18 protein-coding genes are annotated in these 19,875 nt (G+C 39.3%); all 18 read left to right on the forward strand.

The annotated features are described in order from the left end of the window. The first annotated feature begins 46 nt into the window (after positions 1-46). The 18 genes from MKX65_RS08365 to MKX65_RS08450 all read left to right on the forward strand — a co-directional run bounded on the left by MKX65_RS08365 (position 47) and on the right by MKX65_RS08450 (position 19,849). Positions 47-355, forward strand: coding sequence for a hypothetical protein (locus MKX65_RS08365; protein ID WP_340903215.1), 309 nt, complete (start codon positions 47-49; stop codon positions 353-355). 9 nt (positions 356-364) lie between these two features. Next, positions 365-982, forward strand: coding sequence for a hypothetical protein (locus MKX65_RS08370; protein ID WP_340903216.1), 618 nt, complete (start codon positions 365-367; stop codon positions 980-982). Positions 983-1,128: 146 nt separating this feature from the next. After that, the gene (gene rpsB, locus MKX65_RS08375; protein WP_119707565.1) at positions 1,129-1,827 is read left to right on the forward strand and encodes a 30S ribosomal protein S2; all 699 of its coding nucleotides are present in this window, start codon (positions 1,129-1,131) and stop codon (positions 1,825-1,827) included. Positions 1,828-1,976: 149 nt separating this feature from the next. Continuing rightward, positions 1,977-2,861 carry a translation elongation factor Ts gene (tsf, locus tag MKX65_RS08380; protein ID WP_340903217.1) on the forward strand — a complete coding sequence of 295 codons (885 nt, stop codon included), beginning with the start codon at positions 1,977-1,979 and terminating at the stop codon, positions 2,859-2,861. Between the two features lie 133 nt (positions 2,862-2,994). Beyond that, positions 2,995-3,720, forward strand: coding sequence for a UMP kinase (gene pyrH / locus MKX65_RS08385; RefSeq protein ID WP_340903218.1), 726 nt, complete (start codon positions 2,995-2,997; stop codon positions 3,718-3,720). Continuing rightward, positions 3,720-4,277, forward strand: a complete 558-nt coding sequence (frr, locus tag MKX65_RS08390; RefSeq protein ID WP_160545572.1) for a ribosome recycling factor — start codon at positions 3,720-3,722, stop codon at positions 4,275-4,277. The genes pyrH and frr overlap by 1 nt, the downstream gene beginning before the upstream one ends. A 279-nt stretch (positions 4,278-4,556) precedes the next feature. After that, positions 4,557-5,330 carry an isoprenyl transferase gene (locus MKX65_RS08395; RefSeq protein ID WP_340903219.1) on the forward strand — a complete coding sequence of 258 codons (774 nt, stop codon included), beginning with the start codon at positions 4,557-4,559 and terminating at the stop codon, positions 5,328-5,330. A 21-nt stretch (positions 5,331-5,351) separates the two neighbouring features. Beyond that, complete coding sequence (locus MKX65_RS08400) at positions 5,352-6,143, forward strand: phosphatidate cytidylyltransferase (protein WP_340903220.1); 792 nt, start codon at positions 5,352-5,354, stop codon at positions 6,141-6,143. Positions 6,144-6,198: 55 nt separating this feature from the next. Further along, a complete protein-coding gene (locus MKX65_RS08405; protein ID WP_340903221.1) occupies positions 6,199-7,341 on the forward strand; it encodes a 1-deoxy-D-xylulose-5-phosphate reductoisomerase in 1,143 nt (380 codons plus the stop codon). A gap of 17 nt (positions 7,342-7,358) precedes the next feature. Next, on the forward strand, positions 7,359-8,618 hold the full coding sequence (gene rseP, locus MKX65_RS08410) for an RIP metalloprotease RseP (RefSeq protein ID WP_340903222.1): 1,260 nt from the start codon (positions 7,359-7,361) through the stop codon (positions 8,616-8,618). A gap of 100 nt (positions 8,619-8,718) precedes the next feature. Then, positions 8,719-10,416: a proline--tRNA ligase gene (locus tag MKX65_RS08415; protein ID WP_340903224.1), complete on the forward strand. Its 1,698-nt coding sequence runs from the start codon at positions 8,719-8,721 to the stop codon at positions 10,414-10,416. 141 nt (positions 10,417-10,557) lie between these two features. Continuing rightward, positions 10,558-14,874 carry a PolC-type DNA polymerase III gene (locus MKX65_RS08420; protein ID WP_340906194.1) on the forward strand — a complete coding sequence of 1,439 codons (4,317 nt, stop codon included), beginning with the start codon at positions 10,558-10,560 and terminating at the stop codon, positions 14,872-14,874. Positions 14,875-15,069: 195 nt separating this feature from the next. Continuing rightward, positions 15,070-15,540 (forward strand): ribosome maturation factor RimP, encoded by a 471-nt coding sequence (gene rimP / locus MKX65_RS08425; RefSeq protein ID WP_340903225.1) that lies wholly within the window; start codon positions 15,070-15,072, stop codon positions 15,538-15,540. Positions 15,541-15,596: 56 nt separating this feature from the next. Beyond that, entirely contained in the window at positions 15,597-16,739 is a 1,143-nt protein-coding gene (gene nusA, locus MKX65_RS08430) for a transcription termination factor NusA (RefSeq protein WP_160545564.1), read from the forward strand. 18 nt (positions 16,740-16,757) lie between these two features. Then, positions 16,758-17,030: an RNase P modulator RnpM gene (gene rnpM, locus MKX65_RS08435; RefSeq protein ID WP_340903226.1), complete on the forward strand. Its 273-nt coding sequence runs from the start codon at positions 16,758-16,760 to the stop codon at positions 17,028-17,030. An 8-nt stretch (positions 17,031-17,038) separates the two neighbouring features. Continuing rightward, positions 17,039-17,341 carry a YlxQ family RNA-binding protein gene (locus MKX65_RS08440; protein ID WP_119707577.1) on the forward strand — a complete coding sequence of 101 codons (303 nt, stop codon included), beginning with the start codon at positions 17,039-17,041 and terminating at the stop codon, positions 17,339-17,341. 19 nt (positions 17,342-17,360) lie between these two features. Beyond that, positions 17,361-19,571 (forward strand): translation initiation factor IF-2, encoded by a 2,211-nt coding sequence (gene infB / locus MKX65_RS08445; RefSeq protein WP_340903228.1) that lies wholly within the window; start codon positions 17,361-17,363, stop codon positions 19,569-19,571. Beyond that, a complete protein-coding gene (locus MKX65_RS08450; RefSeq protein ID WP_340903229.1) occupies positions 19,568-19,849 on the forward strand; it encodes a DUF503 domain-containing protein in 282 nt (93 codons plus the stop codon). The genes infB and MKX65_RS08450 overlap by 4 nt, the downstream gene beginning before the upstream one ends. The last annotated feature ends 26 nt before the right edge of the window (positions 19,850-19,875 follow it).

Here is a 19,875-nt window from a genome sequence, read left to right on the forward strand (position 1 = left end):
GGTTATTTTCATCCATACATAATAAATAGGGAGAGGGCAACCGGGTATGAGTTTAAAAGCAATCGAAATGCAAATTGCTCTTCCTAGGATGCAAGATGCTAGCAAGCTACAAGAACAATTACAGCAGCGGGGTCAGCAACAAAATGATGTTGCTGCAAACACCGTTGCTAAAGAAGTAGAAAAAAATAGAATCTCAGTTAATAAACATGAGCAAAAGGAACAGGTTCGCCTAAAGGATCATCAAAGAGATAAGAATGACAACCAACAGGGGAAGAGAAATAGAAAAAATAAAGAGAGTCAGCCAGTGAAAGAAGTTCATCCATATAAAGGAAACTTTTTTGACTTTTCCGGATAGAGGGATGATATGACGAGTGTATTTTTGTTTATTAGTATCTTATTAAATATTTTTGCTTTGTTTTCCATTGTGATTTTATACCTTCGTCAGTCAAAGCTTTTTGAAGTAGAGAAAAAACAACAAAGAATGATTGAGGAAATGGAAGATGTCATTTCAACATATTTAGCTGAGATGAAAGAAGAAAACGAAAGCTTTATTGAGAGAATGACAAGGGCAGCTAATAATCAGTCCAACAAGCAGGAAAAAAGAAAGAAAGAAGCTAGCATAGAATCAATACTTCCGAGTGCAGAGGAAGAGAAGGTCCGGTTTCCGGTTAAAAGTTCAAAGAGCCAAGCTGTTAAAGCTTACAAGTTAGGCGCTACACAGTCATTAACAGACGAAGATGTAGAGGTGCTTCTTCCAGACTTTAATGAGCCAGAAGACCCTGCTAACGACCTCAAAGTGGAAAAGGAAGTAGAGGAAACAGTACAAGAAGTAAAGACTGCACCAAAAGAAAAGAGCCTGCTAGAAGAAGTGGTACATTTACAAGAGCAAGGCCTTACCTATGAAGAAATTGCGAAAAAACTCCATAAAGGTCAGACAGAGATAGAACTTTTACTCAAATTTCGCCAAAATAATCAAGAATAAACTTGAATGTAGCATTTGATTATGCTATAGTAACTCTTGGTGTTAATACACACGTTCATGGATTTGGACAAAGGGTGCTGTTTCGACAGTTTTGTCTAAAGTTGAAATGGGCGGAGGAATATAAAAACCATTAGGAGGAAACAAACATGTCAGTAATTTCAATGAAGCAATTACTTGAAGCTGGTGTACACTTCGGACACCAAACTCGCCGCTGGAACCCAAAAATGAAGAAATATATCTTCACTGAGCGTAACGGCATCTACATCATCGATCTTCAAAAAACAGTTAAGAAGGTTGAAGAAGCTTATAACTGGGTAAAAGAACTAGCTGGTAACGGTGGAACAGTTCTTTTCGTTGGTACAAAGAAGCAAGCTCAAGACTCTGTAAAAGAAGAAGCGATCCGTTCAGGTCAGTACTATGTTAACCAACGTTGGTTAGGTGGTACTTTAACAAACTTCGAAACAATCCAAAAGCGTATTGCACGCCTTAAAGATATCGAAAGAATGGCTGAAGATGGTACATTTGATGTACTTCCTAAGAAAGAAGTTGTTCAACTGAAAAAAGAGCAAGAGCGCTTAGAAAAGTTCTTAGGCGGAATTAAAGATATGAAGCAACTTCCTGATGCTTTATTCATTATCGACCCTCGTAAAGAGCGTATTGCAGTTGCTGAAGCACATAAATTAAACATCCCTATCGTTGGTATCGTTGATACAAACTGTGATCCAGACGAAATTGATGTTGTTATCCCTGCAAACGACGACGCTATTCGTGCTGTTAAGCTATTAACTGCTAAGATGGCAGATGCTATTTTAGAAGCGAAGCAAGGCGAAGAAGTTACAGCGTAATACGTTTTGACCTGAGGAAACACTAGTTACTAAAAGGTGATAAGAGGGACCCCCTTTATCACCTTTTTTTAAAGAATAACACAATCTTTGACTAGCTTTTTTAAAGCTAGCTAACACTAAAATACATAGCTTTTAAGGAGGAAACTCACATGGCAGTAACGGCTCAAATGGTAAAAGAATTACGTGAAAGAACAGGCGCAGGTATGTTAGATTGCAAAAAAGCACTTCAAGCAACTGAAGGGGATATGGAACAAGCAATCGACTTCTTACGTGAAAAAGGTATGGCTAGCGCTGCGAAGAAGGCAGACCGTGTAGCGGCTGAAGGAACTACTTATATCCTTACTCAAGGAAACGAAGCAGTTATTCTAGAAGTTAACTCTGAAACAGATTTCGTTGCAAAGAACGAAGGTTTCCAAGTGCTAGTTAAGGAACTTGCTGAGCATATCCTAGCTAACAAGCCAGCTTCAGTAGAGGAAGTAAATGCACAAACAATGGCTAACGGCGCAACAGTTGAGTCATACGTAAACGCAGCTATCGCAAAAATTGGTGAGAAAATCTCTCTACGTCGTTTTGAAATCAAGTCTAAAGGCGACAACGATGCATTCGGTGCTTACCTACACATGGGTGGACGCATTGGTGTGTTAACAGTATTAGAAGGAACAGCTGACGACGCTGCTGCTAAGGATGTTTCAATGCACATCGCTGCATTAAACCCTAAGTATGTATCTCGTGACGAAGTTTCTGCTGAAGAAATTGAGCGTGAGCGTCAAGTTCTTACTCAACAAGCGCTTAACGAAGGTAAGCCAGAAAACATCGTAGCTAAAATGGTTGAAGGCCGTCTAAGCAAATACTTCCAAGACGTATGTGTGAACGACCAAGCATTCGTTAAAGACCCAGATCAAAAAGTAAAAGCTTTCGTAGAATCAAAAGGTGGAAAGATTCGCGAATTCACTCGTTACGAAGTAGGAGAAGGTATCGAAAAGCGTGCTGATAACTTCGCTGAAGAAGTAATGAACCAAGTTAAAGGTAACTAATAAAAGCGGAGACAGCTAGTTCTGAGCTGTCGCAGCTGGATATCTAGAGCGTCAACTCTATTCCTAGGGAACACACCTGTGTTCCCTATTTTTAAAGAAAGCTTAAAGTAGCAATATACATATGGAGGTTTCTATGACCAGTCCGAAATATAAACGCGTCGTACTAAAACTAAGTGGTGAAGCACTTGCTGGTGAGCAAGGATTCGGAATTAATCCGAAAGTAATTAAATCGGTTGCCGATCAAGTAAAGGAAATTGCGGATTTAGGTGTTGAAGTAGCCGTTGTTGTTGGTGGAGGAAATATCTGGCGAGGTAAAATTGGTGAAGAAATGGGTATGGATCGTGCGAATGCTGACTATATGGGTATGCTAGCCACAGTCATGAACTCATTAGCGCTTCAAGATAGTCTCGAACAGTCAGGTGTGGAAACGCGTGTACAATCCTCTATTGAGATGCGACAAGTAGCGGAACCTTATATTCGTAGACGAGCCATTCGTCATCTTGAGAAGAAGCGAGTGGTTATTTTTGCAGCAGGTACTGGAAATCCTTATTTCTCAACAGACACAACAGCTGCATTACGTGCTGCAGAAATCGAAGCAGAAGTCATTTTAATGGCGAAGAATAATGTAGATGGAGTATACTCTGCTGACCCACGTATTGATAAAACAGCAAAGAAATATGATGAGCTTTCTTATTTAGATGTACTTAAGGAAGGATTAGCTGTTATGGATTCAACTGCTTCTTCTTTATGTATGGATAATGATATACCACTTCTTGTTTTCTCTATTATGGAGCAAGGAAATATCAAACGTGCCGTAATGGGCGAATCCATTGGGACTATTGTGAGGGGGAAAAAATAATGCCGAAACAAATCGTTGCAAATGCAAAAGAACGTATGAATAAAGCTATCGGTGCTTACACTCGTGAGCTTGCTGGAATTCGTGCAGGACGTGCGAATGCATCTATGCTCGATCGAATTACGGTCGACTATTACGGAGCGCCAACTCCGATTAACCAACTTGCAGGTGTTTCCGTTCCAGAAGCACGTATGCTTGTGATTCAACCGTACGATAAATCTATTTTAGGCGATATTGAAAAAGCAATTTTAAAATCAGATATCGGTATTACTCCTTCAAATGATGGGAGCATCATTCGTCTTGCGATTCCTCAACTAACAGAAGAAAGACGTAAGGAATTGGTGAAAGTAGTCAAGAAGGAATCAGAAGAGGCAAAAGTTGCTGTCAGAAATATCCGTCGTGATGCGAATGACGAGTTGAAAAAGCTTGAAAAGAATGGTGAAATCACTGAAGATGACCAACGTGGTTATTCTGATGACATTCAAAAATTAACAGATGAGTATATTACAAAGGTTGACCAGCTAACAAAAGACAAAGAGAAGGAAATTTTAGAGGTTTAATGAACCGAGAGAATACCCTCTATTTATAGGGGGTTTTTCTGTTCTAATGAATTTGATTTCTTTTCCAAGTAGTGCTTTAGTTTTTTAGAGATATCTCTTCTCTTTTTTGGTATGATAAAAGCAGGCAAAATTAGGTACCTGCTTTTTTCATTACGCTCTTTTCTAGCGCTACAGTGTACAATCATTAAAAAAATAAATACATTGTGACTAGAGAAGAAGCATTATTACAACTAAATGTAGTCTTTTAGCCACATGATTACATTTTGGAGGAGCCGTCTTATGTTAGAGAAAATAAAGCTTTGGAAGAATAAACCTTCTTCTGAACTCGAGCGTCGGATAACAACAATAAAAAATCAATCCGTTCCTGCTCATATTGCTATTATTATGGATGGAAATGGCCGTTGGGCGAAAAAACGGGCGTTGCCTAGAATCGCGGGGCATCATGAAGGGATGAAGGTTGTCCGTAAGATAACGAAGCTTGCAAATGCATTGGGAGTGTCCACGTTAACTTTATATGCATTTTCAACAGAAAACTGGAAACGACCAAAAATGGAAGTTGATTACTTGATGAAGTTACCTGAGGAGTTTTTAGGAACTTTTCTCCCTGAATTAATCGAGGAAAATGTCCAAGTACGTATGATTGGATATAAGGAAAGTCTACCTGCTCATACGCTTAATGCAATTAATCGAGCGATTGAAGACACGAAGGACAATGATGGTTTAATATTAAATTTTGCTCTTAACTATGGAAGCAGAGCAGAAATTTTAGAAGCAGTAAAGAACGTCTTAAAAGACCACAAAAGTGGTATACTGACAGAGAATAATATAAATGAAGAAGTATTTTCAAACTACTTAATGACGAGTGAATTAAGTGATCCGGATTTACTCATTCGTACAAGTGGTGAAATACGGTTAAGTAACTTTATGCTCTGGCAATTAGCTTATACGGAGTTTTGGTTTACAGACGTGCTCTGGCCAGACTTCTCAGAAGAACACTTAGTCGAAGCAATCGAAGTATTCCAAAACCGTCAAAGGCGGTTTGGGGGAGTATAATAAAGGTGTTGACACAATAAGATGAAACAAAGAATTATTTCGGCAATTATATTTGGGGCGATATTTATACCTCTAGTAATTTTGGGTAAATTACCCTTTGTTTTATTAGTGTATGTTCTAGCAACTGTTGCACTGTATGAATTGTTAAAAATGAGAAGCATCCAATTAGTCTCCATTCCGGGGATTATATCAATGCTTGTCCTTTGGATCTTTTTAATACCGAAGCAGTTGCAAAATATTTTTGGACCTATGCACTATACCAAGGTTGAATTTGCCCTCTTAGCAGTTTTGCTGCTCTTAACTTACACAGTTGTAACAAAAAATCGTTTTACTTTCGATGATGTTTCCTTTTCGATAATGGCCACTCTATATATAGGAATGGGATTTTTCTATTTTATTGAAATTAGAGAAACGGCAGGACTGATGTTTATTTTTTATTCCTTATTTATCGTGTGGGCAACAGATTCCGGGGCGTATTTTATCGGTCGAGCAATGGGGAAAAATAAACTCTGGCCTGACATAAGCCCAAATAAAACAGTTGAAGGATTTATCGGCGGCATCGTATGTGCGGTAATAGTAGCTATCTTTTTTGCCTTATTCTCGCTTGAAACGGTATCTACAATAAGACTTGTTATAGTAACAGTTTTTTTATCTATTTTTGGACAGGTTGGCGATCTCGTCGAATCCGCATTGAAACGACACTATAATGTAAAAGATTCAGGCAATATAATGCCTGGACATGGTGGGATCCTAGATCGATTTGATAGCTTGCTGTTCGTTTGGCCGGTCTTATATTTTATTTTGTTACCGTAACAACATATACGGGAATCTTCTAGTAGGTTCTCGCTTTTGAATCGGAGTTGGAAAAATGAAGTACATAAGTTTATTAGGTGCAACTGGTTCTATCGGAACACAAACTCTTGATATAATAAAAGAGCACCCTACAGAATTCGTATTGGCAGCAATGTCAGTAGGGAGAAATATTGATTTAGCTAGAAAGCTTATAGCAGAATTTCATCCTGAATTAGTTTGTGTGTTAAATAAAGAAGATGCTGATTCTTTAAGGCTCGAATTTCCGAAAATTAAGTTTACCTATGGGTTCGAAGGGTTGAGTGAAGTAGCTGTATATAAGAAATCTACTATTTTGGTAAATGCAGTAATGGGTAGTGTGGGTCTAGAACCTACATTGCATGCGATTGAAGCTGGAAAAGCGATTGCCTTAGCCAATAAGGAGACTCTAGTTACAGCGGGTCATATCGTAATGAATGCTGTTCGTCGAAATCAGGTCCCTTTATTGCCAGTAGATAGTGAGCATTCTGCTATTTTTCAAGCGCTTCAAGGAGAATTTGAAAAAAATATAGGGAAGTTAATTTTAACCGCATCGGGTGGAAGCTTCCGAGACCGTAAACGGCGGGAGTTGGAGAATGTAACGGTACAAGATGCCCTCAATCACCCAAATTGGTCTATGGGAGCAAAAATCACGATTGACTCTGCTACTATGATGAACAAAGGATTAGAAGTCATTGAAGCACATTGGCTATTTGATATTCCCTATGAAAAGATTGATGTTGTTTTACATAAGGAGAGTATCATTCACTCTATGATTGAATTTCATGATAGTAGTGTCATGGCACAATTAGGGACTCCGGATATGAGAGTTCCGATCCAATATGCATTAACTTATCCTGATCGGTTACCATTAAAAACAGCTCAAACATTAAACTTAGCGAAAGTCGGTCAACTCCATTTTGCAGAAATGGACTTCGAAAGATTTCGCTGCCTAAAATTTGCTTATGATGCAGGAATTGCTGGAGGCACGCTTCCGACCGTTCTTAATGCTGCAAATGAAATAGCGGTTGAGGCATTTCTAAAAGGAAAGATCACCTTTTTGCAAATTGAAGATTTAATCGAAAATGCGTTAACGAACCATCAATCAATAATGGAGCCAAGTTTAGCAGAAATTAAAGCGGTTGACGATGAGACACGCAAGTATGTAAATTCACTTCTATAAAAAAGGGTGGTTATAATTTGAACACAGTCATAGCCTTTATCATTATTTTTGGGGCACTCGTATTTTTCCATGAATTAGGACATTTCATCTTTGCAAAACGAGCAGGTATACTTTGTCGTGAATTCGCAATTGGAATGGGTCCGAAAGTCTTTTCTTATCAAAAAGGAGAGACACTCTACACGATTCGTTTATTGCCGATTGGCGGATATGTTCGCATGGCTGGAGAAGATCCCGAGATGGCTGAAATTAAACCAGGCTACAGGGTTGGACTAATACTGGACAAGAACGAAGTGATTGAAAAGATCATACTAAACAACAAAGAAAAGTATCCGGATGCTAGGATCATTGAAGTGGAATATGCCGATATTGAACAAAAATTACAAATAAAAGGCTATGAAGAGGGAGAAGAAGATATTTTAAAAACCTTCTCTATTAGTCGAAATGCCTATTTAGTGGAGAACGGTACAGAAACACTGATTGCTCCCTACGATCGTCAATTTGTTTCTAAAACATTAGGTCAAAGAACAATGGCCATATTCGCTGGACCAATGATGAATTTTGTCTTAGCCTTTTTAATTTTTGTTGTTATTGCTTTATGGCAAGGAGTACCGACAAATGAGCCCATCTTAGGGAAGTTAACTCCTGATGGAATGGCTATGCAATCGGGTTTACAAGAAGGCGATAAGGTTCAAAGTATTGAAGGCGGTGAAATCTCTACATGGGAAGATGTAGTTGAAATTATTCGTCAAAACCCTGAAAATGAATTAGAGTTTTTGGTTTCTAGAAACGGGGAGGAGCTTGAAATTCCAGTTACACCAAAAGCACAAGATGTGGATGGTACAGAAATCGGAATCATAGGTGTGTATAATCCAATGGAAAAGTCACCTATTAAGTCCGTTACGTACGGGTTTAAAGAAGTATACTATTGGACAGTTGAAATTTTCTCTATGCTTGGAAAATTAATCGTTGGGCAATTTTCAATTGATGCACTATCTGGTCCGGTTGGAATTTATGAGTCAACTGCTACCGTTGCTAAATCTGGAGTTATGTATCTAATGAAGTGGGCTGGTATTTTGAGCATTAATCTTGGGATTATGAACTTGCTTCCAATTCCTGCTTTAGACGGTGGAAGATTGATGTTCTTTGCAGTAGAAGCATTGAGAGGAAAGCCGATTGATCGCCAAAAAGAAGGCATGGTACACTTTATTGGATTTGCTCTTTTGATGCTCCTAATGCTAGTAGTTACTTGGAATGATATACAAAGGATATTCCTTTAATCTGACATGAGGCTGTCCCATAAAGAGGTGTCAGACACTTCAAGGGGCAGCCTTAAAATATTAATTTAATAAAATGAATTGGTCGAAGAGGTGCTAGTAGATGAAACAGAGTATGACGCTAATCCCAACTTTAAGGGAAGTTCCAGCAGATGCCGAAATTAAAAGTCATCAGCTACTATTAAGAGCTGGTTTTGTTAGACAAAATGCTAGTGGGATATATAGTTATTTACCAATGGCCCAGCGAGTACTAAAAAAGATTGAGACAATTGTTCGTGAAGAGATGGATAACGCAGGAGCTGTGGAACTGCTTATGCCTGCGATGCAACAAGCAGAACTTTGGCAAGAATCAGGTCGTTGGTACACCTATGGACCTGAATTGATGAGATTGAATGACCGCCATGATAGAGAGTTTGCTCTTGGGGCAACTCATGAGGAAGTCATCACTAGTTTAGTAAGAGACGAAGTAAAATCTTATAAGCGACTGCCGTTAGCGCTTTACCAAATTCAAACAAAGTTTAGAGATGAGAAAAGACCACGTTTTGGTTTACTTCGTGGGAGAGAGTTTATCATGAAGGATGCTTACTCTTTCCACTCTTCTCAAGAAAGTCTTGACCAAGTATATGATCGTTTATTTTCTGCCTACTCAAATATTTTTAGCCGTTGCGGTTTGGACTTCCGGGCTGTTATAGCGGATTCTGGAGCCATGGGTGGAAAAGATACGCACGAGTTTATGGCGTTATCTGATGTAGGAGAAGATACGATTGCCTATTCAGATACGTCAAACTATGCCGCTAATATCGAAATGGCTCCGGTAGTCAACACATACGAAAAATCCGATGAGCCACAAAAAGAGATGGAAAAGGTTCTGACTGAAAATAAGAAATCAATTGAAGAAGTAGTATCATTTTTAAATATTGACGCATCAAAGTGCATTAAATCTTTACTGTTTAAAGTGGATGATCAACATGTACTGGTGCTTGTTCGTGGCGACCACGAAGTGAATGATATTAAGTTAAAGAACTTATATGCAGCGAGCATCGTTGAACTAGCCACTCCAGAAGAGACGAAGGAAATCCTTGGTTGTTCAATTGGTTCACTAGGGCCAGTTGGCGTAAATAAAGTGGAGATTGTTGCAGATTCAGCCGTTCAAGCAATTGTTAACGGAGTATGCGGAGCAAACGAAGAACACCATCACTTCATCAACGTGAATGCAGATAAAGATTTTTCGGTAACAAAGTACGCGGATATTCGTTTTATTCAAGAAGGAGATCTATCTCCAGATGGTCAAGGCAAAATTGTTTTCGCCAAGGGAATAGAAGTAGGGCATGTATTTAAACTTGGAACTCGTTATAGTGAAGCGATGAATGCTACCTATTTAGACGAGAACGGAAAATCACAGCCAATGATTATGGGTTGTTATGGTATTGGTGTATCTAGAACATTAGCTGCTGTGGCCGAGCAATTCAATGATGAAAATGGACTCGTATGGCCAGCACAAATTGCACCTTTTGAAGTACATTTGATTCCAATCAACTTAAAAGATGAAGCTCAGGCGAAACTAGCATCAGAGTTATATGAACAATTAAAAGCTCAGGCGTTAGAAGTTCTTATGGACGACCGTGCTGAAAGACCAGGAGTTAAGTTTGCTGATTCCGATCTTATAGGTCTACCTGTACGTGTTACCGTTGGTAAAAAAGCTGCTGAAGGAATTGTAGAACTTAAAGTCCGCAAAACGGGTGAAATGCTAGAAGTTCACAAAGACGACCTTCTACAAACAGTTGCAGGGTTATTAAAATAAATAATTAGGTATCGGATCCGCTAACCACGGATCCGATTTTTTTCCCATTGATTGGTTATATGTTAAAAAGGCTTTCAATAATTTCTTTATGTTATAATAACTACTAGTTTGACTAGAGATGAAATGGAGAGGAGAGAGTTGATGAACGGATCATCTGGTAAGGAACGATTCCAACTATTGCTCCAGCAGCTACAACTAACGGATGACAGGATCATGCCGTATTTTCAAGATGCTATAATTGACAAAGTATTAATTGAAAAATCTAAAAAACAATGGAGTTTTTATTTTTCTTTTGAGAAGATTTTACCTATTAACGTCTATCAAACGTTTACAAATAAATTACAAACAACCTTCTCACATATTGCCTCAATTTCTTACAACATACAGGTAAGGGATCAGCAGGTGACTGAGGATTTAATACTTGAATATTGGAACAGTTGCATCCAGCAAATTGATGGTATTTCACCTCCATTAATTAAGCTACTAAATGAACAAAAGCCAAAAGTCCAAGGCTCAAAAATCACCATCTTTGTTGGCAATGAACTCGAAGGCTTAGCCATAAAAAGGAAATATGCAAGCTTTATTTCCGATGCCTACGGCTTTTTCGGATTTCCCCAAGTGGTGATTGATACTGAGATCAACACTGAAGCCTCTACGGAACAATATGAGCAATTTATTGAGGCGAAAATGAGGGAAGACAAAGAAAGAGGTATGCAGGCAGCGATCGAGATGGACAAGCAGGAAGCAGAGAAAGAGGCTGCCGGAGGTACGGGTGAATACACCGGTCCATTAACCATTGGATTAACGATTAAAGATGATTCTGATTTTAGAAAAATCGAAGAAATTGTTGATGAAGAACGCAGAGTCGTTGTCGAAGGGTATATTTTTGCTGCTGAAACAAGAGAGCTTCGGAGTGGGAGAACTCTATTAACCTTTAAAGTTACTGATTATACAAGCTCGATCATGGTGAAAATGTTCTCTCGTGATAAAGAGGATGCCGCTAATTTCCAAAACGTGAAAAAGGGCATGTGGGTGAAAGTAAGAGGAAGTATCCAAAACGATACATTCGTACGTGATCTAGTTATGATTGGAAACGATATTAATGAAATTAAGCCAATTGAACGACAGGACACTTCTTCTGAAAAGCGTGTAGAGCTTCATCTCCACACACCAATGAGCCAAATGGATGCTGTGTCACCAGTTAGTGCATTAGTGTCTCAAGCAAAAAAATGGGGACATAAAGCAATTGCCATTACAGACCATGCGGTAGGGCAATCCTTTCCGGAAGCATTTGGAGCCGGGAAAAAGAACGATATTAAAATTCTTTACGGGGTGGAAGTGAATCTCGTAAATGATGGTGTACCGATTGCTTATAACGAAGCGGAGAGACTGTTAGCAGAAGAGACGTATGTCGTATTTGACGTTGAGACAACGGGTTTATCAGCCGTTTATAATACCATTATCGAACTTGCTGCGGTGAAGATTAAAAATGGAGAAATCATTGACCGATTTGAATCGTTCGCTAACCCGCATCATCCATTATCTGCAACAATAATGAATTTAACGGGAATTACCGATGATATGCTAAAGGAAGCTCCAGAGGTAGAAGAGGTTCTTGGGAAATTTAAAGAGTGGACAGGCGATGACATACTTGTTGCTCACAACGCATCTTTCGATATGGGATTTTTGAATGTTGGTTACAAGAAGTACGGTCTCGGACGAGCTGAGAACCCAGTCATCGATACGTTAGAGCTTGCACGTTTCTTATACCCTGACATGAAGAATCACCGTTTGAATACGTTAGCAAAGAAATTTAATATCGAATTAACACAGCATCACCGTGCGATATACGACACAGAAGCTACTGGTTATCTGCTCTTAACGATGCTTAAGGATGTAATGGAAAAAGGAATTCAGTATCATAATCAACTGAATGACAATATGGGTCAAGGTAATGCCTATCAACGGGCAAGACCATATCACTGTACGCTTTTAGCACAAAATGATGTGGGGTTAAAGAACTTATTTAAGCTCATTTCTATTTCTCATCTAAATTATTTTTATCGAGTTCCGAGGATCCCGCGCTCTGTATTACAGAAGCATCGTGAAGGAATTTTGATTGGTTCTGGCTGTGACAAGGGTGAAGTATTCGAGGGTATGATGCAAAAGGCTCCAGAAGAAGTAGAAGAGCCAGCACGTTTCTACGATTACATCGAGGTACATCCAAAAGCGGTATATGCTCATTTATTAGAGTTAGAGCTAGTTAATGATGAAAAATCATTAGAGGATATTATAGCAAATATTGTGAAACTTGGTGAAAAGCTAGAGATTCCTGTTGTCGCAACTGGAAATGTACATTACCTTAACCCGAATGATAAAATTTATCGAAAAATCTTAGTAAACTCTCAAGGTGGAGCAAATCCGCTTAATCGACATAATCTACCTGATGTTCATTTCCGTACAACTAATGAGATGCTAGATGCATTTTCGTTTTTAGGAAAAGAAAAAGCACGTGAGATAGTTATTACGAATACAAATAAAATTGCTGATATGATAGATACGATTAAGCCGATTAAAGACGACTTGTATACACCGAAAATTAAGGGTGCAGACGAAGAAATGCGTCAAATGAGTTACGATATGGCAAGAAGAATTTATGGTGATGAACTTCCAGAAATAGTGGAGGCAAGACTGGAGAAAGAACTGAAGAGTATTATTGGTCACGGGTTTGCTGTTATCTATTTGATTTCGCATAAGCTCGTGAAAAAATCACTTGATGATGGGTACCTAGTAGGTTCGCGTGGATCGGTTGGTTCTTCTCTTGTTGCTACGATGACAGAGATAACGGAAGTGAATCCATTACCACCACATTATGTTTGTCCAACATGCAAGCATTCGGAGTTCTTCAATGACGGTTCAGTTGGTTCTGGTTTTGACTTGCCGGATAAGGACTGTCCAAATTGCGGAAGCAAATACAAAAAAGATGGACACGATATTCCGTTTGAGACCTTCTTAGGTTTCAAAGGTGATAAAGTTCCCGATATCGATTTGAACTTCTCCGGAGAGTATCAACCACGTGCGCATAACTATACGAAGGTGCTGTTCGGTGAAGATTATGTATATCGTGCCGGGACAATCGGTACGGTTGCTGATAAAACTGCTTTCGGATACGTGAAGGCTTACCAGCAAGATAATAATTTGCAAATACGTGGGGCTGAGGTGGAAAGATTAGCCATGGGTTGTACGGGTGTAAAAAGAACAACGGGTCAGCATCCAGGGGGTATTATCGTTGTACCAGATTATATGGACATATACGATTTTAGCCCAATCCAATTCCCTGCAGATGATAAAACGTCTGAATGGAAAACCACCCACTTTGACTTCCACTCGATTCACGATAACTTATTAAAACTCGATATTCTAGGGCACGATGATCCGACCGTAATTCGTATGCTTCAGGACTTGAGTGGAATTGATCCAAAGACCATTCCAACCGATGATCCTGAAGTAATGAAAATATTCAGTGGAACGGAAGCGCTAGGAGTAACGGAAGAACAAATCATGTGTAAAACTGGAACGCTTGGTATTCCCGAGTTCGGAACACGTTTCGTAAGACAAATGCTCGAAGATACAAAGCCGACTACTTTCTCAGAGTTGGTCCAGATTTCGGGACTTTCTCACGGAACGGATGTATGGTTAGGAAATGCGCAAGAGCTAATCCACAACAGTATCTGTAACCTGAGTGAAGTTATCGGCTGTCGTGACGACATCATGGTTTATCTAATCTATCAAGGATTAGAGCCATCATTTGCTTTTAAGATTATGGAGTCCGTTCGTAAAGGAAAAGGCTTAAGTGATGAGATGGAAGAAGAGATGCGAAAGAACGAAGTGCCGGAATGGTATATTGATTCTTGTAAAAAGATCAAATACATGTTCCCGAAGGCCCACGCAGCAGCTTACGTTCTAATGGCCGTAAGGATTGCTTACTTCAAAGTGCACCATCCAATCCTTTATTACGCAGCCTATTTTACTGTTAGAGCTGAGGATTTTGATATTGATGCGATGGTAAAAGGTTCTTCAGCGATCCGAGCAGTAATTGAAGAAATTAATTCAAAAGGATTAGATGCGTCAACCAAGGAAAAAAACACCTTAACCGTCCTTGAATTGGCATTAGAGATGAATGAACGAGGCTTCTCTTTTGCAAAGGTAGATTTGTACCGTTCGAGTGCCACGGAATTCATTATTGAAGGAAATAAGCTAATTCCTCCATTTAATGCCATTCCTGGTCTAGGTACGAATGCGGCACTTAACATCGTAAAGGCTCGTGAAGATGGAGAATTCTTATCTAAAGAAGATCTTCAGCAAAGAGGAAAGGTTTCAAAGACAATTATTGAGTATCTCGATAACCACGGATGTCTGGAATCCTTACCTGATCAAAACCAACTTTCATTGTTTTAGAAATGGTATGAAAGTTGGTGTCTCCCTAGTGAAAACCGGTATTGCATTTGCATAAACGGTATGGTTATGGTATAGTTTTATTGGAAATACTAAGAATAACTCTCGTTTACAAGAGTGGGGCCTTCCCCGCTCTTTCGTGTTGTATGGACTCTATTTTAGGAGATTAACTACTTTAGGTTGGTTAGGAGGAATAAAATGAGCAAGGTAATTGAAGTAGTTGAACAAATCGTAGAACCAATTGTTAATGACCTCAACCTTGAATTAGTTGATATTGAATATGTGAAGGAAGGAAAAAGCTGGTTTCTTCGCGTGTTTATAGATAAAGAGCAAGGCATTGACATTGAAGAGTGTGGAATGGTAAGTGAAAAATTAAGCGAAAAGCTTGATGAGCTTGATCCTATTCCTTATAACTATTTCCTTGAAGTTTCTTCTCCTGGTGCAGAGCGTCCATTGAAGAAACAGAAGGACTATGAAAAAGCGGTTGGGAAAAATGTACATATTAAAACGTACGAGCCTATCGATGGTGAAAAAGTATTTGAAGGCGTGCTAACGAACTTTACGGGAGACACCGTAACAGTTGAAGTGAAGATTAAGACGAGAAAGAAAACGATTGAAATACCTTTTGAAAAGGTTGCAAGTGCTCGCCTAGCGGTGACTTTCTCATAATTCATATAACAAATTCACATGAGAGACATTTAGAGTGTTAAAGGGGGACCATTTTCATGAGCAGTGAATTATTAGATGCTCTTATTTTGCTTGAAAAGGAAAAAGGAATTTCACGAGATGTGATAATTGAGGCAATTGAAGCAGCGCTTATCTCTGCTTATCGTAGAAATTTCAATCAAGCGCAAAACGTTCGAATCGATTTAAATTTAGGTGTTGGAACGATGCGTGTTTTTGCTCGTAAAGAAGTCGTAGATGAAGTATTCGACCCAAGACTTGAAATTTCTTTAGAGGAAGCTAGACGAATCAATCCAAATTACATGATTGAAGATGTGGTAGAGCTTGAGGTAACACCTAAGGATTTTGGACGCATTGCTGCACAAACAGCAAAGCAAGTGGTTACGCAACGAGTTCGTGAAGCAGAAAGAGGAATTATTTACTCTGAATTTATCGACCGTGAAGAAGATATTATGACAGGTATTGTCCAACGTTTGGACTCCAAGTTTATCTATGTGAGCTTAGGGAAAATTGAAGCAATTTTACCAGCAAACGAACAAATGCCTAATGAGCGTTACAAGCCTCATGATCGTATTAAGGTGTTTATTACAAAAGTAGAAAAAACTACCAAAGGCCCACAAATTTTTGTTTCAAGAACACATCCAGGTCTTTTAAAGAGACTATTTGAGATTGAAGTTCCAGAAATCTATGATGGAACAGTTGAAATCAAATCAGTTTCTCGTGAAGCAGGTGACCGCTCAAAAATCTCTGTTCATTCTGATAATCCAGAAGTTGATCCAGTAGGAGCATGCGTGGGTCCAAAAGGTGCTCGTGTTCAAGCAATTGTCAACGAGTTAAAGGGAGAAAAAATCGATATTGTGAAATGGTCGGATGATCCTTTTGTATTTGTAGCAAATGCTCTCAGCCCATCTAAAGTTCTTGACGTAATCGTCAATGAAGATGAAAAGGCAACAACAGTAGTTGTTCCCGATTATCAACTGTCACTCGCAATTGGTAAAAGAGGCCAAAATGCGCGTTTAGCGGCTAAGTTGACCGGTTGGAAAATTGATATTAAATCAGAAACAGATGCAAGAGAAGCTGGTATTTTCCCTCGTGAAGAAGGAATTCTTTCGTTTGATGATGAAGAGGAAGATGCACACGCAGATACCGATTTACATTTAGAGTACGTAGAAGAGCAGGAGTAAGAAAGGGGTGGATGATGGTTGAACAGAAATAGGAAGGTTCCATTAAGAAAATGTGTTGCTACCGGAGAAATGCGACCGAAGAAAGAACTTGTTCGCATCGTTCGCTCGAAGGAAGGCGAGGTCTCCATCGACTTAACCGGTAAAAAGTCGGGTCGAGGTGCCTACCTTACGAAAGAAAAAGAAGCTATTCTTTTAGCGAAGAAAAAGAATATATTATCGAATCAATTGCAAGTTCAAGTAAACGATTCTGTGTACGAAGAATTATTGAAGCTTGTTGAGAAGGAGAATTGACAATCCGAATGAAGCAAAATCAGTGGATGTCATTGCTTGGCTTAGCCAATCGAGCGCGTAAAGTGATTTCTGGGGAGGAACTTTCTATTAAGGAAGTTCGTAGCAATAAAGCGAAGTTAGTTTTGCTTTCAGCAGATGCATCCCAAAACACACAGAAAAAAGTGACAGATAAATGCAAATCCTATAACATTCCTTGTAAAATAGTTGAGAACCGCTTTTTACTCGGTCAAGCGATCGGAAAAGAAGCCCGTGTAGTCGTGGCCGTTCTAGATGAAGGATTTGCCAAGAAGCTAAAGACGTTGCTCGATTAATTCTAGCGGGGGTGTAAACATGAGTAAAATGCGAGTGTATGAATATGCAAAAAAACATAATGTTTCGAGTAAGGAACTCATTACAAAATTAAAAGATATGAATATCGAGGTTTCTAACCATATGACAATGATTGAAGATGATACTGTTAAAAAGCTAGATGAACAATATGCTAAGGGTAGTAAAGAAGAAAAGAAGGAAGCTCCAGAGCAGACTCAAGCACAACAACAAAAGCCTGTTGCAGCTCAAGTACAATCAAAAGCAAAGGCTAGTGCTTTTGATGAGGACGACGACCGTAATGTGGCTCCTTCGAAAGTAAAAGTAAAAACAGCTCCAAAGGCAGTTCAAGGGAAAAAAGGTACCCAAGAAAACCAATCAAAAGAAACAAAAGCTTTTAATGGTAAAAAGGGTAAAAACCAACAAAGAGGTCGTGTACAACACCAGTCACAGCCACCACAGCCTCCAAAAAAGAAAGAATTACCTGCAAAAATCACCTTTACAGAATCACTTACAGTGGCTGAATTAGCTAAAAAGCTTCACCGTGAACCATCTGAACTCATTAAGAAATTGTTCTTACTAGGTGTAATGGCTACCATTAACCAATCACTTGATAAGGATGCAATTGAACTAATTGCAGCTGAATATGGTGTGGAAGTGGAAGAAGAAATCAAGATTGATGTTACTGATCTTGAAGTATACTTCACAGAAGATAACGAAGCGGAGTTAGTGGAAAGACCTTCTGTTGTAACCATTATGGGTCACGTTGACCACGGAAAAACAACTTTGCTTGATTCAATCCGTAACACAAAGGTTACTGCTGGAGAAGCAGGCGGTATCACTCAGCATATCGGTGCTTACCAAGTAGAAGAAAATGGTAAGAAAATTACATTCCTTGATACACCAGGTCACGCTGCTTTCACAACGATGCGTGCGCGTGGGGCAAAAATTACGGATATTACGATTTTAGTAGTTGCAGCAGATGACGGGGTTATGCCACAAACGATTGAAGCGATTAATCACGCAAAAGCCGCTGAGGTTCCGATTATTGTTGCTGTGAACAAAATGGATAAAGAAAGTGCAAACCCTGATCGTGTTATGCAGGAGTTAACAGAATATGGTTTAGTTCCTGAAGCATGGGGTGGAGACACAATTTTCGTTCCACTATCAGCCTTAAAAGGAGAAGGAATCGACAATTTATTAGAAATGATCCTTCTTGTTGGAGAAGTAGAGGAATATAAAGCGAATCCAAATCGTAAGGCAATCGGTACAGTTATTGAAGCTCAGCTAGATAAAGGTAGAGGTTCGGTTGCTACACTTCTAGTTCAAAACGGTACATTACGAATTGGAGATCCAATCGTTGTAGGTACAACTTTTGGACGTGTTCGTGCAATGGTTAATGACCTTGGTCGTCGTGTGAAAGAAGCTGGTCCATCTACTCCTGTGGAAATTACAGGTTTAAATGATGTTCCGCATGCAGGAGATCGCTTTGTAGTGTTTGAAGATGAAAAGACAGCTCGTCAAGTGGGTGAAGCACGTTCACAGCTTGCTATCCAAGCATCTCGTTCTGAAAAGACACGTGTAAGTCTTGATAACTTATTTGAACATATGAAGCAAGGCGAAATGAAGGATATTAACCTTATTGTGAAAGCTGACGTTCAAGGTTCGGTTGAAGCACTTGCTGCTGCACTTCAAAAGATTGAAGTTGAGGGTATAAATGTAAAAATCATCCACACTGGTGTTGGTGCGATCAATGAATCAGATATTACTTTAGCAGCGGCATCAAATGCGATTGTTATTGGATTTAACGTTCGTCCAGATAATAATGCAAAGCGCGCGGCAGAAGCGGAAGAAGTAGATGTTCGCTTGCACCGTATCATTTATAAAGTAATTGAAGAAATTGAAGCAGCGATGAAAGGGATGCTTGATCCTGAATTCGAAGAGAAGATCACCGGGCAAGCTGAAGTTCGTCAAACATTCAAAGTATCGAAGGTTGGTACGATTGCAGGATCTTATGTTACGGATGGAAAAATCGCTCGTGGCAGTGGAATCCGTGTCATTCGTGATGGAATCGTGGTATTTGAAGGTGAAATCGACGCCCTTAAGCGTTTCAAGGATGATGCTAAGGAAGTATCTCAAGGGTATGAGTGCGGAATTACCATCAAAAACTACAACGATGTAAAAGAAGGGGACGTAATCGAAGCCTTCGTTATGCAAGAAGTGGACCGTAAATGATCATTGGCTTAGCCGCCTGTGAATGCCTCATTTATGATGCCCATTCTTTAAAAGACAAAAGAGCTGTCCTTCAACGGATTATCACAAGGCTCAGACAACGATACAATTTGTCTGTTGCAGAGGTTGATTATCAAGATACATGGCAACGTACCAAAATCGCTATTGTGTCAGTTGCATCCTCAAAAGTAGCCGTTGAAAGAGAACTGCAGCATTCATTAAAGTTAATTGATTCATTTCCAGAAATCGAACGCACAATAACGGACTTGGAATGGATATAATAACATAAACGAGGGGAGATTCTCTC

The organism is Robertmurraya sp. FSL R5-0851 (assembly GCF_038002965.1).
GTDB lineage: Bacteria > Bacillota > Bacilli > Bacillales > Cytobacillaceae > Robertmurraya_A > Robertmurraya_A beringensis.

Excerpts from the sequence above, each read along its gene's own strand:
- MKX65_RS08365 (WP_340903215.1), top strand. The coding sequence starts at position 47 with ATGAGTTTAAAAGCAATCGAAATGCAAATTGCTCTTCCTAGGATGCAA.
- MKX65_RS08370 (WP_340903216.1), top strand. The coding sequence starts at position 365 with ATGACGAGTGTATTTTTGTTTATTAGTATCTTATTAAATATTTTTGCT.
- rpsB (WP_119707565.1), top strand. The coding sequence starts at position 1,129 with ATGTCAGTAATTTCAATGAAGCAATTACTTGAAGCTGGTGTACACTTC.
- tsf (WP_340903217.1), top strand. The coding sequence starts at position 1,977 with ATGGCAGTAACGGCTCAAATGGTAAAAGAATTACGTGAAAGAACAGGC.
- pyrH (WP_340903218.1), top strand. The coding sequence starts at position 2,995 with ATGACCAGTCCGAAATATAAACGCGTCGTACTAAAACTAAGTGGTGAA.
- frr (WP_160545572.1), top strand. The coding sequence starts at position 3,720 with ATGCCGAAACAAATCGTTGCAAATGCAAAAGAACGTATGAATAAAGCT.
- MKX65_RS08395 (WP_340903219.1), top strand. The coding sequence starts at position 4,557 with ATGTTAGAGAAAATAAAGCTTTGGAAGAATAAACCTTCTTCTGAACTC.
- MKX65_RS08400 (WP_340903220.1), top strand. The coding sequence starts at position 5,352 with ATGAAACAAAGAATTATTTCGGCAATTATATTTGGGGCGATATTTATA.
- MKX65_RS08405 (WP_340903221.1), top strand. The coding sequence starts at position 6,199 with ATGAAGTACATAAGTTTATTAGGTGCAACTGGTTCTATCGGAACACAA.
- MKX65_RS08415 (WP_340903224.1), top strand. The coding sequence starts at position 8,719 with ATGAAACAGAGTATGACGCTAATCCCAACTTTAAGGGAAGTTCCAGCA.
- MKX65_RS08420 (WP_340906194.1), top strand. The coding sequence starts at position 10,558 with ATGAACGGATCATCTGGTAAGGAACGATTCCAACTATTGCTCCAGCAG.
- rimP (WP_340903225.1), top strand. The coding sequence starts at position 15,070 with ATGAGCAAGGTAATTGAAGTAGTTGAACAAATCGTAGAACCAATTGTT.
- nusA (WP_160545564.1), top strand. The coding sequence starts at position 15,597 with ATGAGCAGTGAATTATTAGATGCTCTTATTTTGCTTGAAAAGGAAAAA.
- MKX65_RS08440 (WP_119707577.1), top strand. The coding sequence starts at position 17,039 with ATGAAGCAAAATCAGTGGATGTCATTGCTTGGCTTAGCCAATCGAGCG.
- infB (WP_340903228.1), top strand. The coding sequence starts at position 17,361 with ATGAGTAAAATGCGAGTGTATGAATATGCAAAAAAACATAATGTTTCG.
- MKX65_RS08450 (WP_340903229.1), top strand. The coding sequence starts at position 19,568 with ATGATCATTGGCTTAGCCGCCTGTGAATGCCTCATTTATGATGCCCAT.